General features: G+C 75.4%; 11 protein-coding genes. 8 read left to right on the plus strand and 3 right to left on the minus strand.

Annotation, left to right across the window (positions count from 1 at the left end; all coding sequences use genetic code 11):
- Window positions 1-10: 10 nt before the first annotated feature.
- The gene (locus ACFYXA_RS15835) at window positions 11-877 is read right to left on the minus strand and encodes an SMP-30/gluconolactonase/LRE family protein (protein ID WP_352244981.1); all 867 of its coding nucleotides are present in this window, start codon (window positions 875-877) and stop codon (window positions 11-13) included.
- On the minus strand, window positions 874-1,647 hold the full coding sequence (locus ACFYXA_RS15840) for an IclR family transcriptional regulator (protein WP_389032867.1): 774 nt from the start codon (window positions 1,645-1,647) through the stop codon (window positions 874-876). Before ACFYXA_RS15840 ends, ACFYXA_RS15835 begins: the two co-directional genes overlap by 4 nt.
- 175 nt (window positions 1,648-1,822) lie before the next feature.
- Here ACFYXA_RS15840 and ACFYXA_RS15845 point away from each other — a divergent pair, with 175 nt between their 5' ends.
- Window positions 1,823-2,422, plus strand: coding sequence for a hypothetical protein (locus ACFYXA_RS15845; RefSeq protein ID WP_389032871.1), 600 nt, complete (start codon window positions 1,823-1,825; stop codon window positions 2,420-2,422).
- Here ACFYXA_RS15845 and ACFYXA_RS15850 read toward each other — a convergent pair.
- Window positions 2,412-3,296 carry a RimK family alpha-L-glutamate ligase gene (locus ACFYXA_RS15850; protein WP_389032874.1) on the minus strand — a complete coding sequence of 295 codons (885 nt, stop codon included), beginning with the start codon at window positions 3,294-3,296 and terminating at the stop codon, window positions 2,412-2,414. The two genes, ACFYXA_RS15845 and ACFYXA_RS15850, sit on opposite strands and share 11 nt — an antisense overlap.
- Before the next feature lie 160 nt (window positions 3,297-3,456).
- On the opposite strand from ACFYXA_RS15850, the gene ACFYXA_RS15855 reads away from it, so the two are divergent.
- From ACFYXA_RS15855 to ACFYXA_RS15885, 7 genes are all read left to right on the plus strand, one after another.
- Window positions 3,457-4,521, plus strand: coding sequence for a MerR family transcriptional regulator (locus tag ACFYXA_RS15855; protein WP_389032877.1), 1,065 nt, complete (start codon window positions 3,457-3,459; stop codon window positions 4,519-4,521).
- Window positions 4,522-4,617: 96 nt separating this feature from the next.
- Complete coding sequence (locus ACFYXA_RS15860; RefSeq protein WP_389032880.1) at window positions 4,618-6,150, plus strand: acyl-CoA synthetase; 1,533 nt, start codon at window positions 4,618-4,620, stop codon at window positions 6,148-6,150.
- The gene (locus tag ACFYXA_RS15865) at window positions 6,147-7,499 is read left to right on the plus strand and encodes a carboxyl transferase domain-containing protein (protein ID WP_389032883.1); all 1,353 of its coding nucleotides are present in this window, start codon (window positions 6,147-6,149) and stop codon (window positions 7,497-7,499) included. Before ACFYXA_RS15860 ends, ACFYXA_RS15865 begins: the two co-directional genes overlap by 4 nt.
- Before the next feature lie 112 nt (window positions 7,500-7,611).
- Entirely contained in the window at window positions 7,612-8,004 is a 393-nt protein-coding gene (locus ACFYXA_RS15870; protein ID WP_352244989.1) for a CU044_2847 family protein, read from the plus strand.
- A gap of 32 nt (window positions 8,005-8,036) precedes the next feature.
- Window positions 8,037-9,752 carry a trypsin-like peptidase domain-containing protein gene (locus ACFYXA_RS15875; protein ID WP_389033425.1) on the plus strand — a complete coding sequence of 572 codons (1,716 nt, stop codon included), beginning with the start codon at window positions 8,037-8,039 and terminating at the stop codon, window positions 9,750-9,752.
- A gap of 70 nt (window positions 9,753-9,822) precedes the next feature.
- Entirely contained in the window at window positions 9,823-10,959 is a 1,137-nt protein-coding gene (locus ACFYXA_RS15880) for an AAA family ATPase (protein WP_389032888.1), read from the plus strand.
- The gene (locus ACFYXA_RS15885; protein ID WP_389032891.1) at window positions 10,949-14,866 is read left to right on the plus strand and encodes an SAV_2336 N-terminal domain-related protein; all 3,918 of its coding nucleotides are present in this window, start codon (window positions 10,949-10,951) and stop codon (window positions 14,864-14,866) included. Before ACFYXA_RS15880 ends, ACFYXA_RS15885 begins: the two co-directional genes overlap by 11 nt.
- Window positions 14,867-15,009: the final 143 nt, after the last annotated feature.

Here is a 15,009-nt window from a genome sequence, read left to right on the forward strand (position 1 = left end):
CTCCCCGGTGTCAGCCCGCGAACGCCGGCTGGGGCAGTCCCTGTCCCGCGCCCGGCACCACCAGCAGTGAGCCGGCCACCGGATGGGGCGAGTCGAGCCCCACGCGGGCCGTGGTGACGTAGAGGTCGCTCAGGGTGGGGCCGCCGAAGGCGCAGGCGGTCACCCGGGGTGTGGGGAGGGCGATGACGCGGTCCAGCTTCCCCTCGGGGGTGTAGCGGCGTATCGCTCCCCCGTCCCACAGCGCCACCCACACGCAGCCGTCGGCGTCGACGGTGAGGCCGTCGGGGAAGCCCGCGCCGTCCTCGATCACGGCGAAGGTGCGACGGCCGGACACCCGGCCGTCCGCGTGGTCGAAGACGTCGACGCGGCGGGTCGGGGAGTCGACGTAGTACATGAGGCGGCCGTCGGGGCTCCAGCCGGTGCCGTTGCTGACGGCCACGTCGTCGAGGACGGGCTCGACCGAGCCGTCGCCGGTGAGGCGGGTGAGCGTGCCGCCGCCGGGGGCCTCGTCGTAGCGCATGGTGCCGGCCCAGAGGGAGCCGTCGGGGGCGACGGCGGCGTCGTTGGCGCGGCGGCCGGGGACGGGCTCGCGGTGGAGCCAGCGCAGGGTGCCGTCCCCGTCCGCGTCGACGAGGGCGACGCCGTCGCGGAGGTTGAGGACGAGGCCGCCTCCGGCGCGGGGCTTGGCGGCTCCGACGTGCTGGTCGGTGACGCGTACCGTGCGGCGGCCGGTGGCGGGGTCGTAGGTGTGGAGGCGGGAGCCGAGGATGTCCAGCCAGAGGAGGCGGCCGGCGGCCGGGTCCCAGGTGGGTCCCTCGCCGAGGGTGGCCCGGGCGCGGACGGCCACCTCGTACGCCGTGCTGCGCGTCGTCGTCACGACACGCTCCGGTAGCCGAGGAGCTCGGAGAGCTCGGCCGCGCCCTTGGCGGCGAGCTGCTCCAGCTCGGGGCGGCGGTCGTCGCTCCAGCGGATCATGGGGACGGAGATGGACAGGGCCGCGACCACCTGTCCGGTGCGGTCGCGGACGGGGGCGGCGACGCAGCTGACGTCGGGGTTGGACTCGCGGTTCTCCACGGCGACGCCGCGCTCGCGGATCCGTGCCAGTGCCTCGCGCAGCGCGCCCGGCTCGGTGATGCTGTTCGGCGTCATGCGGACGAGCTCGGCGTCGTCGGGGATGCGGGCGGCGAGCTCGGCGTCGGGGAGGGAGGCGAGGAGCATCTTGCCGACGGAGGTGCAGTGGGCGGGCAGCCGGCGTCCGGCGGCGGAGACCATGCGGACGGCGTGCGTGGAGTCGACCTTGGCTATGTAGATGACGTCCGTGCCCTCCAGGATCGCCACGTGGACCGTCTCGTCGCAGGTCTCGGCGACGGACCGGGCCACGTGCTGCCCCTCGGCGGCCAGGTCGAGCTGCTCGGCGTACCGGCTCCCGAGCTGGTACGGACGTACGCCGAGGCGGTACCGTCCGGGCTGTCCGGGGATCTGGACGATGTAGGACCGGGCGGCGAGCGTGGTGACCAGCTCGTGCACGGTGGTGCGCGGCAGCTGGAGCTTGCGCACGATGTCGGGGGCGGAGAGCGTCCCGTCTCCGTCGAGGAAGAGCTCGAGAATGTCGAGAGCCCGGGTCACGGCAGGTACGAGTCGTCCCACGACCGTCCCCCTCCCTTGATCGTCTCATTGCCTGTGTTCGATATATCAACAGGCGATCGGCATGGCGAACACAGGCTAGCCACACAGCAACCTGCCGGGCAATGGCCGGGAACGGGGTGGGTGTGAAGCGGGCGGTGAGCGACCGCACCGGCCGGGTGGCGGGGGATGGGTGAGGATGGACGGTATGCCGTCCGAGAAGCGTCCCGCCGAGCCGTTCACGGCCCTGCACTTCCAGCTGGTGCTGCTGCGGCGTATGGCCGATCACAATCCCGGGTTGGTGGAGGACGCGCGGCGGGAGCTGGGGGTGTCCCTGGGCGGGATGCGGGAGGCGAACAAGCGGTGGCAGGCGATGGTGCGGTCGCCGCGGGGGCGGGCCGCCGCGTCCCGGTACCGCTCGGTGCTGGGCGCTCCGGAGTCCCGTACCGCCCGCCGCGTCGGCGACCTCGACTGCGAGGCGCTGCTCTGGCCGCTCCCGCTGTGGCCCGACCTCCGCTTCGAGGTGCTGCTCGCCCCGAACGGCGCGGTGTGGAACGAGTGGCTGGTCCGCGCCCCGGGAGCGGAGCCGCCGCCGCTGCGCACCCTCGACGACCTCACCCCCTGGTCCTGCACGGTCGACGAGGCGGCCCGCGCCTTCGCCCCCGCCCGCCCCATGGAGGGCACGGCTCCCACCCGATGGGGTCTCCTCCTCACCGCCCCGGACGGTCTGGGTCGGCGACGGCAGGTGGCGGCGGAGTTCACCTGGGGACTGCTGCAGCGGACGGCGGTCAGGGCGTAGCGGCCGTCGCGAGGATCGCTGTCGCGACCTTCGGGGTCGAGGTGGGGTGGAGGTGGAGGAACAGGTTCGGTTCGACCAGTTCGAGTTCCATCACCCGCGGCTCGCCGTCCGCGCCCTGCACCAGGTCCACCCGGGCGTAGAGGAGGTCCGGGTCGCCGGGGACGGCGGACAGCGCCTGCCGGGCCACCGCGAGTTCGGACGCGGTCGGGGTCCAGGGCTCCAGGCCGGGGTGGGCCACCTTGTCCGCGTCGAAGGCGGTGCCGGGGGCGAGGACCGCCCGCTTGCGGCTGGCGTGCAGGAGGCGGCCGGCGAAGAACTGCAGAGCCCGTTCGCCGCCGGTGTCGATCGACGCCATGTACGGCTGGATCATCGCCGTCAGCCCCTCCTCGTGCATCCGCGCGAGGTGCCGTACGGCCGTCTCGTGCCGGTCGGGGGTGTAGCGGGCGGCGTAGCGCGCACCCGCCCCCGAGGTGGGCTTGATCACGTACTCGTGGTCGGTGGGGAGGGCGGCCGAGGGGTCCGGGGCCCCGGGGGCGACATAGCGCGTCGGGACGACGGGGACGCCGGCGTCGGCCAGGTCGCCGAGGTAGCGCTTGTCGGCGTTCCAGCGCACGACCTCCACCGGGTTCGCGAGCCGCGTCGCCTTCGCGCAGCGCTCCGCCCACGCCGTGAACTCGGCCGCCCGCCAGCTGTAGTCCCAGGTCGAGCGGATGACGGCGAGGTCGTAGGAGGCCCAGTCGACGCCGGCGTCGTCCCAGCACACGGTGTCCGCCCGCGCGCCGGCGTCCTCCAGCGCGCGCCGCAGCACGGGGAGGTCGTGGTCCTTGCTGGGCTCCGGACCGGGGTCGTAGGTGACGAGGGCTATGCGGGGCACGGCGGGACTCCGTTCTCGTACGTTCTCGCGAGGCGCGCGTCCCGGCAGGCTAGCCGGAGCCGGCGCGGCCGCGGCAACCGTCGTGCCCCTGTTGACCTTCCCCTTCGGGGAAGCCCCAGCATCGGTGGCGGAACGAGACGGAAACGGGGTGCACAGGCACATGAGCATGACGATCGGCGCCTTCGCGAAGGCGAGCCGGCTGTCGCCGAAGGCGCTGCGGCTCTACGACGAGCTGGAGTTGCTGCGACCCGCGCGGGTCGACCCCCACACCGGTTACCGGTACTACGCCGCCGAGCAGTTGGAGCAGGCGCGCCTGGTGGCGTGGCTGCGGCGGCTCGGCATGCCGCTGGCCCGCATCCGCGAGGTCGTCGCCCTCGAACCGGGGGACGCCGCCCGGGAGATCCGCGCCTACTGGGCGCGGGTGGAAGCGGAGACGGCGGTACGCCGCGACCTCGCCTCGTTCCTCGTGAACCAGTTGACGGAAGCACCGAGGAAGGACACCACCATGCTGGAACTGCGTTACGCCGCCCACTCCGACCGGGGCCTGGTCCGCCCGGAGAACCAGGACACCGCCTACGCGGGAGGCCGGCTGCTCGCGGTCGCCGACGGTTTCGGACCGGCGGGCGCGCCGGCGAGCGGCGCGGCCGTGGAGGCGCTGCGTTTCCTGGACACCCCGGACGCGCCCGCCGGGAACGTGCTGAACCTCCTGGAGGACGCGGTGCGCGGCGCGACCCAGGCGGTCCGTGACATCGCCGACGGCGGCGACGACGTCGGGACCACCCTGACGGCGCTGCTGTGGACGGGCTCCCGGCTCGCGCTGGTCCACATCGGGGACTCCCGCGCGTATCTCCTCCGCGACGGCGGACTGTTCCGGATCACCGAGGACCACACCGTCGTCCAGTCGCTGATCGACGAGGGCCGCCTCACGCCCGAGGAGGCCGTCTCCCACCCCCAGCGCTCCCTGCTGCTGAAGGCCCTGACCGGCGGCGGCCCGGCCGCGCCCGACCTGCGCCTGCACGACGCCCGTCCCGGCGACCGCTACCTCCTCTGCTCGGACGGCCTGTCGACCGTCGTCCCGGAAGAGCGCCTGCGCAGCCTCCTCACCACCACCCCCGACGCCCCCGACGAGACGGTCCGAGCCCTGATCACCGAAGCGAACGCAGCCGGCGGCCCGGACAACGTGACCTGCGTGGTGGCAGACGTGGTACAAACCACGGCGGCCTGACCGGTGGCGCGCGTCTCGCCGCGCACGGGACAGGGAAAGGTGATGCCGTGAGGTGTCGTCCACCTTCGTGCCGTCGAGACAGCCAGGAGTCGCCGCGTGTCGTTTCTTTTTCCCGCTTTGGTCGACGGGCCGGGCGAGTGTGTCGCTCTGCGGTTCGGTGAGCGGTCCCTCACGTATGCGGAGCTCGCGGGGGCCGCCTCGGCGGTCGGGGGGCGGGTGCGCGCGGGTGAGCGGGTCGCCGTGTGGGCCACCCCGTCGCTGGAGACCGCCGTCGGCGTGGTGGGCGTGCTGCTCGCCGGGGCGGCCGTCGTGCCGCTCAACCCGAAGTCGGGCGAGAAGGAACTCGGGCACATCCTCGCCGACAGTGCGCCGTCGCTGGTCCTGGCGGCTCCCGGCGAGCGGCTCCCCGAGGCGGCGGGCCACTTGACGCGCGTCGACGTCGATGTCCGAGTCAGCGGCGGGGGTGCCGACTTCGCGCAGGTGGACGACGGTGATCCCGCGCTGGTCGTCTACACCTCCGGCACCACCGGCCCGCCCAAGGGCGCGGTCCTCCCCCGGCGGGCCCTCGTCGCGACCCTGGACGCCCTCGCGGACGCCTGGCAGTGGACGGCGGACGACGTGCTGGTGCACGCGCTGCCGCTGTTCCATGTGCACGGGCTGGTGCTGGGCGTGCTCGGCCCGCTGCGGCGGGGCGGGTCGGTGCGGCACCTGGGGCGGTTCTCCGCCGAGGGCGTGGCGCGGGAGCTGAACGCGGGGGCGACCATGCTGTTCGGGGTGCCGACGATGTACCACCGGCTCGCCGAGGCGCTGCCCGACGATCCCGAGCTGGTCAAGGCGCTGTCGGGGGCCCGGCTGCTGGTCTCCGGTTCGGCCGCGCTGCCCGTGCACGACCACGAGCGGATCGCGGCGGCGACCGGCCGCCGGGTGATCGAGCGGTACGGCATGACGGAGACGCTGATGAACACCAGCGTCCGCGCCGACGGGGAGGCACGGCCGGGGACCGTGGGCGTGCCGCTGCCGGGGGTGGAACTGCGGCTGGTGGAGGAGGACGGCACGCCAATCGGCGCAGAGGGCGGCACGCAGACTGCCTCGCACGGCACGCCCGTCGGCGCGGACGGTACCCGCGACGCCGGGGCGGCCACGCAGAACCCCGCCTTCGACGGGGAGACCGTGGGCGAGATCCAGGTGCGCGGGCCGAACCTCTTCACCGAGTACCTCAACCGCCCCGACGCGACCGCCGCCGCCTTCACCTCCGACGGCTGGTTCCGCACCGGGGACATGGCGGTGCGCGACCCCGACGGCTACGTACGGATCGTGGGGCGCAAGGCCACCGACCTGATCAAGAGCGGCGGGTACAAGATCGGGGCCGGGGAGATCGAGAACGCGCTGCTGGAGCACCCGGGGGTGCGCGAGGCCGCCGTCACCGGAGAGCCGGACCCGGACCTCGGGGAGCGGATCGTGGCGTGGGTGGTGCCGGTCGACCAACAAAGCCCGCCAGGGGAAAGCGAGTTGGCCGACCATGTCGCCGGCCGGCTCGCTCCGCACAAGCGGCCGCGCGTCGTGCGGTATCTGGACTCCCTGCCCCGCAACGACATGGGGAAGATCATGAAGCGGGCGCTGCCGTCATGACCGCCGACCACCGCCCGAGCGCCCGGGAGGCCATCGCGCTCGTCACCGACGACTTCCGTGAACTCGACTGCCCGATACGGGACTCCAAGAGGGACGGCCCCCTCGGCTGGCCCGGCTACGACGCCTCCCGCGCCCGCGCCGCGGAGCGGACCGGCGAGACGGAGTCCGTCGTCTGCGGCACCGCGCACATCAAGAGCGCGGGAGACGCCGAAGGCGTACGCGCCGTGCTGATCGCGTTCGAGTTCGGCTATCTGGGCGGCTCGCTGGGCGAACGGACCGGCGACCGCCTGGAGGCCGCCTTCGCCTGCGCACGGGAACACCGGCTCCCAGTGGTCCCGTTGATCGCCACCGGCGGCAGCCGTATGCAGGAGGGCATGCTCGCCCTCACCCAACTCCAGCGCGTGGCAAGGCAGTCGGCACTCACGCGAGAGGCCGGGCTGCCGCAGGTCGCCGTGGTGCGCGACCCGACGACCGGCGGCGGCTGGGCCACCCTGGGCGCGGGCGCCGACATCGTCCTGGCACTGCCCGGCGCCCAAGTGGGCTTCGCGGGCTCACGGGTGAGGCCGCCGGACGCCGACCCGGCCGCCTACACGGCCGAGGCGCAGGTCGCGGCCGGATCGGCGGACGCGGTCGTGCCCCCGGAAGAGCTGCGGGAGACGCTCGGACGGTGGCTGCGGCTCCTGACCACGCCGTCGGCGGAGCCCGCGCCCGTGCCCCGACCCCTCGGCGCAGCCGGCCTGCCCGCCTCCGGCTGGAACGCGGTCCAGCGGGCCCGCTCCCCCGAACGCCCGCGCGCCGCGCACTACTTGGACGACTACTTCACCCACCGCGTCACGATCAGCGGCGACCGCTGCGGCGGGACGGACCCCGACGGCGTCCTCTGCGGATTCGGCGAGCGGGACGGCCGTACGATCGCCTACGCCGCCCAGACCGGCACGGCGACCCGCCCCGCCGGATACCGCACGGCGACCCGGCTGATCCGGCTCGCGGAACGGCTGGGCATCCCGGTGCTGACCCTGGTGGACACCCCGGGCGCGGCCAACGACGCCGAGGCCGAGCGGCAGGGCGCCGGCGCGGCGATCGCGGAGCTGTTCGGCGTGGTCGCCGCCGCCAGGACCCCGGTCACGACGCTGGTCATAGGCGAGGGCGGCTCCGGCGGCGCGCTCGCGCTGGCCGCCCCCGGCCGCACCTGGGCCACACCGGACAGCTACTTCTCCGTCATCGCCCCGGAGCAGGCCGCCCGCATCCTCAAGCGCCCGCCGTCCGAGATCGAGTCGACGGCTGAACAACTCCGCATCCGGCCGCAGGACTTGGCCGAGCTGGGGGTGATCCGCACGGACGCCGGGTGACGGGGTCAGGGCGGCTGCGGGCACCGTTGGTTACAGCTACGCTGCACAGAGCCGTGTCACGTGCACAGCGGCGTGGGACGACCGGCGAGGACGAGGGGGCGACCGGGGAGCCATGACGGGACTGGTGGAGTTCAGGACGCAGGACGGCGCCGTGGTCGCCGTGGAGGCCGCCACGGAGCAGCGTCCCGGTTCGCGGCTGGTCGCCCGTGGCGACGGCACCGTCCAGGCGGCCCGGACCTTCGAAGGCGCGCTGGAGGGCGTGCGCTCCGCAGCGGAGTCCGCGCTGCGGGTCTTCCGGGACGGCGCGCTGCGGCCCGACGGGGTGGAGATCGAGTTCGGGGTGAAGCTGGCCGCCGAGACGGGCGCGATCATCGCCAAGGGCACGGCGGAGGGCCACCTGGTGGTCAGGCTGACGTGGTCGCCCGACCGCGACACCGGTGAGGGATCGTCCGGGGCCGGACCCGGCGCTCCCACGGCCGCGGCTGAGCCTCCCGCCTCCTCATGACGCGCGTGCAACGCATGCGGCGCATGACGGCCATGGACAGCCCCGAGTGGCACGCCCGCGTCGAGTGCGCCGGCCAGGTCGTCGGCGCCGGCTTCCTCGTCACCCCCCGACTGGTCCTGACCTGCGCGCACGTGGTGCACGAGGGCCCGGCGGACGCGCTCGCGGTGACGTTCACCGAGCGGCCGGGCTCCGCTCCCGTCCCCGCCCGGATCGTCGCCGAGGGCGGCTGGGCCGGAGGCGTCACCGACCTCGGCGACCTCGCCGTCCTGGAGTTGGAGCGGGAGGTCGGCATCGCCCCGGCCGCGCTCGCCCCCGTCGACGCGGCGCACGGCCGGCAGCCCCGCAAACTCGTCGTGTACGGCTTCCCGGTCGGCTTCGACGAGGGCACCCTCGCCGAATACCGCATCACCGCACCGCAGTTGCTCAACCGGGAATGGATGCAGCTGGAGGCCTGGCAGCCGGACGGCCAGCCGCTCGCCCCCGGTTTCAGCGGCGCGGCCGTCACCCTCGTCGACACCGGCGAGGTCGTCGGCATGGTCACGGCGGCCGCCGGCGACCAGGGCGTGCGCAACGGACGCATGATGCCCACCGAGGTCATGGCCCGATACTGGCCCGGGCTCGCCGGCCTCGTCCCCACCTCCGACCACCGTTCCGCCGACCGGGCCCGGCTGCGCGACCTCGTCGAACGGGCCGTCCGCACCGGCCTGGACTGCGATCCCGTACGGCTCGCGCGGCTCTACCGGGCCGCCGCCGGGCCGTTCGACCCGGACCCGCCGCAGGAGGGCTTCGACTCTCTGCGCGCGGCGGCCCTGTTCGTGCTGTGCGAGATCGACGGCGAGGACGCGGCCGGCACCGTCGCCCGCTTCGCCGACCAGGTGGAGACCCTGTTCCGGGCCCCGGCCCGCACGTCCGCCGTCCCCCGCTGGGCGCCCATCCTGGTCGAGCTCCAGCACAGCGGCGCCGGCGACGGGCAGGTCCGCGTCGAGGTGTCCGCGTACAGCGGGGGACGCCGGCACCCCGTCGCCTCCGGCACCGTGCCGTGGGCCGGGCTGCCCGACCGCGTGCGCGACCTCATCGAGGCCGCCTTCCCCTGTCTGACGGCAGGGGACGACGAGTTGATCGCGTTCGCCCTGCCCCGCGACTGGATCGACCTGCCCGTCGACCGCTGGGCGAGCGCACCCGACGACGACACTCCGCTGGGCTGCGTGTACCCGGTCGTCGTCACCGACCAGGCGCGGCGCAGGGCGGGCGCGCGGCATCAGCTGACCCGGGCCTGGAACCGGCTCGACGCCGTGCCCGGCGCGCGGCTGCACCGGGTCGAGTGCGGCGGGCCGGAGGAGCCGCGCCGGCTGCGGGTGCGGCTGCGGCAGGCCGACGCCTGCCTGGCCGGTTTCGCCGCCGCGCCGGCCTCTGCCCGCACCAGGCCCCACTTCGACACCTCGCTCACCGCGCCGGCGCCGGTGGTCGTCTGGTCCAGGGGCGGCTGCGACGGCGGGCCGGACGAGCCCTGCGCGGGCGGCGACGGGTGCGCGGGCAAGACGTTCCTGGACGAGCTGGACGCGTGCGTGTCCGTCGTCCCGCCGGTCGAACTGCCCCGCCGAGTCCTTCAGTTGCGGGAGGAGGCCGACTTGGAGGACGGGCACTGGGCGCGGGACATCCAGCTGCTGTGGGACGACCCGCGCGTCTTCACCGACCCGCACGGCGGGACGGCGGCGCACGCCCGATCGCCCGTGTCGCCTCTTGAATGAGCCCACCGGGCAGCCCGTCGACCGACCGGGCCCACCGGACGAGCCCCTGAACGGAGACCGGAACCCTCCCATGCCCCACTGGTCCGTCTACACCGGCGACAGCGAGCCGCACGACGGCGTCGACCGGCTGCCCCCGCCGCCGCCCTGGCGCGCGTTCGACGGCGAGCCCGTCCTGCCCACGCCCCGGGACGCCGACGACGAGGCGGCCGTCTCCCCCGACCGCGTGCACCGCGCCCGCACGTACGTGGCCGCGCCCGAGAGCGTGCAGCTCGTCAACGCGGCCCTCGTCCTGCGCCGCCCGCTGCTGGTCACCGGCCCGCCCGGCACCGGCAAGTCCTCCCTCGCCTACGCGGTCGCCCGGGAGCTGCGCCTCGGCCCGGTCCTGCGCTGGAACATCACCAGCCGCAGCACCCTGTCCGACGGCCTCTACCAGTACGACCCCCTGTCCCGCCTGTACGCGGCGAGGCAGGCGGCGGCCTGGCGTGCGGGGGCTTCCAGGGGGGAGCTGCCGGGGGCGGGGGCCTCCAGGGGAGACCTGCCGGGGGCGGGGACTTCCAGGGGGGACCTGCCGGGGGCGGGGGCGGCGAACGAGGCGAGCGCCGCCGGTGCGGACGGGGTCGAGGACCACCTGCGTCTCGGCCCCCTCGGCACCGCCCTGCTCCCCTACGACCGCCCCCGCGTCCTCCTCGTCGACGAGATCGACAAGAGCGACCTCGATCTGCCCAACGACCTCCTGAACGTCCTGGAGGAGGGCCAGTACGAGATCCCCGAACTGATGCGCGCCGCACGCCACTCGGCCGACGCCGCCACCGCCGAGGTGCTCGCCGACGGCACGGACACACCGGTGCCCGTCACCCGTGGCCGGGTCCGCTGCCGCGCCTTCCCGTTCGTGGTGCTGACGAGCAACGGCGAGCGCGAGTTCCCGCCGGCCTTCCTGCGCCGCTGTGTCCGGCTGAAGCTGCGCCGCCCCGACCACGAGCAGCTCACGGAGATCGTCCGCGCCCACCTGGCGACCCCGCCGGGCGAGGCCGACCACCTCATCACCCGCTTCCTGAACCGGGCGGCCGACGGCGAACTCGCCACCGACCAGCTCCTGAACGCCCTCTACCTCACCGGCGTCGCCGGCCTGGACCCTGCCTCCCGAGACGCTCTGGCCGACGAACTGATGCCCTACCTGACCCCCACGGCAGACACCGATGGCTTCTGAACGCCCCGGAGAACAGCGGGAAGAAGAGGGGGAGGAACAGGGGGACGGCGAGGCGGAAGGCAAGGACGCGGAGGCGGGCCGGTCCCACGTGGAGCCGGAGGCGGGCTGCTCCGACGTGGACGCGGCGGCGGGCCGCTCTGGCGTGGAGGCGGCGGCTCGGGGGCGGGACGTCCGTGCCGTCGCCCGGCTGGCCGCCATACTCGCCGCCGCCGGCCGTGGCTCCGCTTCCGAGTTCACGCCCACCCCTCGCGAGCTCGCCGAAGTGCTCTGGCTCGCCCGGCAGTTGGGCGACGAGGGGGACTCCCTCACGGAGGCGGCCGCAGCCACGGACGACGAGGGCGGCCCGCTCGACTCCCGCCCCCGTGCGAAAGACGCCGGCTCCGATTCCGCCCCCGATCGCGCGACCCCCGGCACCCCCTCCCCGCCGCCCGCCTCCGACCGCGTCCCCCTGCGGCTCCCCCGCGCTCCCGCCCACCAGGGCGAACCGGGCGGCAGCGGTACGCCGCTCCTCGCGCCCGTGCCGCCGATGCTGCCCCGCCCCCTGAGCCTTCAGCGCGCGCTGCGTCCCCTGAAGCGGACCGTGCCGTCGGCGCGGGTGCGGGAGTTGGACGAACGCGCCACAGCCGACCGCATCGCACGGCTCGGCGCACACCCCGACGTCTGGCTGCCCGTCCTGCGCCCGGCACGGGACCGCTGGCTGCGGCTCGTCCTCGTGCACGACACCGGCCCGACCATGCCGGTCTGGCATCCCCTCGTCCGCGAACTGCACGCCGTGCTGGCCCAGTCGGGCGTCTTCCGGACGGTCACCCTGCACCCGGCGGGACCCGACGGTCGCGCCCGGCACGTCCCGGACCCCGGGGACGGCCGGACCGTCGCCCTGATCGTCAGTGACTGCATGGGCCCGCAGTGGCGGCCCGGCCCCGCGGGCGAGCGCTGGCACCGCGCCCTGCGCCACTGGGCGGCCCGGATGCCGCTGGCCGTCGTCCAGCCGCTGCCGGAGCACCTGTGGGCGACGACGGCGCTGCCCGCCGAACCGGGCGTCCTCTCCTCCCCCGGCGCGGCGGCTCCGCTCACCGCCTGGGCCTTCACCCCCCACGACCGGGACGCACCGCCCCCTCACCCCGCCGCCGCCCCCCTGCCGGTCCTGGAGGCCGGAGTCCCCTGGCTCACCCACTGGGCGGCACTGCTGGCCGCCCCCGGCGGCGGCCGCACGCCCGGCGCGGCAGCCTGGCTCACCCCACGCCCCTCCGCCCCGGCCTTCGCCGATCCGGCTCCCGGCCTCGCCTCGCTCCCCGCAAAGGACCTCGTCCTCCGCTTCCGCGCCACCGCCTCACCGGAGGCGTTCCGCCTCGCCGGGCACCTGGCCCTGGCCCAGCCCTCGATACCGGTGATGCGGCTCGTGCAGCGCGCGGTGGAACGTGATCCGCGCCCGCAGCACCTGGCCGAGGTGATCCTCAGCGGCATGCTCGCCGCCGTCCCCGGCCCGCCCGGCTCGTACGCCTTCCGCCCCGGCGTACGCGACCTGCTGCTGCGCACCCTGCCCCGCACGGCACGCGGCCGGGCCCGCGAACTCCTCGACCGTGTAGGCGCGTTGATCGACGAGCGGGCGGGTCTGACGGCGGGCGGCTTCCGCGCCGAGACGAGCCCCGGCGACGCGGCACCCGCCGACGCCCCGGCGTTCGCGATGGTGAGCACGGAGACGGTACGCCGACTCGGCGCGGAGAGGGGCGCGGGCGAGCGCGAGGACCGCGACGCGAACGGTGACGGCCCCGGCACGGCGGACTCCGGCTCCGGCGGCAGGGCGGATGCCGGCCTCGGCGACACGGCGGATGTCGGCACGGCGGACCCCGGCTCCGGCGACACGGCGGATGCCGGCACGGCGGACCCCGGCTCCGGCGACACGGCGGATGCCGGCACGGCGGACCCCGGTATCGGCGGCACGACGGATGCCGGCACGGCAGATGCCGGCCCCGGCGGCACGACGGACCCCGGCGTTGACACCGGCATCGGCGGCACGACGGACCCCGGCACGGCGGACCCCGGCCCCGGCGACACAACCGACCCCGGCACGGCGGACCCCGGCCCCGGCGACACAACCGACCCCGACACAGCGGACCCCGGCACGGGCACCGGCCGCCGCACCCTCCGCTTCGAGACCGACGTCGATCTCGGTGCCCGTCCCGAGGCGCGCATCTCGCTCGAGTACGCGGTGCACCAGGTCCTCGAACGCGGCGATCTCGCCCCTCACCAGTACGACGTCCGGGTGCGCCCCGACGGCTACGACGTCGGCGTCGACGCGGACGCCTACCTCCTCCCCGTCCTCGCGGCGGCCCTGCGCTGGCTGCCCGGCCCCTTCGCCGAGCCGGCCGAACCGCCGCGCCTGCGGGTGACGTTCGGACCCGGGCCGCGGCTGCCCGAGCCCGCGCACACCGCCTCCCCCGTCCTGGTGTTCGTCCCGCCGGACCTCTACGAGTCCTTCGCCGACAGCTCCGCCGCCTCCGGCCCGCACCGCTTCCGCCCGCTGTACGGCGACGCGGCCGACGGGCCCCCGCTCGCCTGGTACTGCCCGCTGCCCGCCCCCCGAGGCGAGGACCAGGACGCGAGCCGGGACCTGGTGCGCGGCCCCTTCGTCACACCGGACCTGCGGCAGCTGGGCGTGCCCGCGCACGGCCGCACCGCCGTGGTGCACACCCAGGCCGGCGGCCCGCTCACCCTCCTCGACCCCGCCCGGCCGCACGGCATCCGCCCGCCCCGGCTGACCACGTACTACGAGGTGGACCTCACCCCCCAGCACGCCGTGCACCGGCTGTCCCTGCCCAGCTCCAGCAAGGGCGACTTCGCGGCCACGGCCGAGCTGACCTGGCGTGTCTCGGACCCGGTGGCGTTCGTACGGGCCGAGGTGACGCGCGTACCGGAGCGGCTGCTGGCCCATCTGACGGAGGCCGCCTCCCGCGTCACCCGCCATCAGGCCCTGCGCCGCGCGGTCGGCGCCCAGCGCGCGGTCAACGCCGGGCTGGGCAGATGGCCGGTGCCGGGGCTGACGGTGACGTGCGAGGTGCGGCTCGCGCCGGCGTGGGCGCCCGCGCCCGCACCCCGGACGGCCTCCACGTCGGCGCCCCCGTCCGGCGAGCGCCCCGGGGAGCAGCAGGGCGAGCACCACGAGGAGCGGTCCGGCGAGGCGACGCCCGCCGGGCTCCTCGCGCGGGCCGAGACCGTCCTGCTCGGATTCGACGGCCCCCTCACCCGCCTGTTCACGGCGACGACCGCCCGCGAGGCCGCGCTGGAACTGCTGGCCCTCGCATCCGCCCCCCGCGACGACCGGCGAGGCGACGCCGCACCGCGCGCCTCCGGCCGCACCCTCGACCCCGCGCTCACGCACCCACTCGACGTGCTGCGCGTCTTCGCCCGGGATCGGCTGAGCCCCCTTCTGCGGGACAGGCTGGACGCCCTGGAGCTGGAAGCCGTCCCGAACGCGCCCACGACCCACAACTCCATCGCTCTGGTGAGGGCGTTGCACGCCTCGGGACGGCGGGTGGCGCTGGTGACGGACGTGTGCGAACAGGCCGTCCGCCAGTACGTGGAGCCGTACCGGCTGCCGCTGGTCGGGATCCACGGCCGCGCCCCGGACCTCGCACTGCTCACCCCGAACCCGGACGTCCTGCTGCGCGCACTGCAAGCGCTGCCCGCGCTGCCCGCGCCGGGGCGGCCGTCCGCCCCGGGAGCCCCGCACTCCAAGAGCCTCGTCATCGGATCGACGGTGGCCGAGCTGACCGCCGCCCAGCGGATCGGCCTGCGCTTCCTGGGTCTCGCCCGCAATCCGACCGTCGAGCAGGAGCTCAGGGGGGCGGGCTGCGAGGTGACCGTGCGGTCGCTCACGCCGGTACTCGACGCGGCGCGGGCACTGTAGCGCCCAGGCGGCCGTTTCCCTGATACCCACTCAGATCGCGCCGCGCACTGAAGACCGTTTTCACCCGTTCGGCCGCACCCCGCCCGGACCCCTCCAGCGGGCGCACGTCCTCCCCCGCCCGCACGATGGCGTAGGAGGCCACC

It is taken from the genome of Streptomyces sp. NPDC002566, from assembly GCF_042889585.1.
In the GTDB taxonomy this organism is placed as follows: domain Bacteria; phylum Actinomycetota; class Actinomycetes; order Streptomycetales; family Streptomycetaceae; genus Streptomyces.

Bases quoted from the DNA above. Each gene is read 5' to 3' on its own strand.
- ACFYXA_RS15885 (WP_389032891.1), top strand. From the start codon at position 10,949: ATGGCTTCTGAACGCCCCGGAGAACAGCGGGAAGAAGAGGGGGAGGAA.
- ACFYXA_RS15875 (WP_389033425.1), top strand. From the start codon at position 8,037: ATGGACAGCCCCGAGTGGCACGCCCGCGTCGAGTGCGCCGGCCAGGTC.
- ACFYXA_RS15870 (WP_352244989.1), top strand. From the start codon at position 7,612: ATGACGGGACTGGTGGAGTTCAGGACGCAGGACGGCGCCGTGGTCGCC.
- ACFYXA_RS15865 (WP_389032883.1), top strand. From the start codon at position 6,147: ATGACCGCCGACCACCGCCCGAGCGCCCGGGAGGCCATCGCGCTCGTC.
- ACFYXA_RS15855 (WP_389032877.1), top strand. From the start codon at position 3,457: ATGAGCATGACGATCGGCGCCTTCGCGAAGGCGAGCCGGCTGTCGCCG.
- ACFYXA_RS15845 (WP_389032871.1), top strand. From the start codon at position 1,823: ATGGACGGTATGCCGTCCGAGAAGCGTCCCGCCGAGCCGTTCACGGCC.
- ACFYXA_RS15880 (WP_389032888.1), top strand. From the start codon at position 9,823: ATGCCCCACTGGTCCGTCTACACCGGCGACAGCGAGCCGCACGACGGC.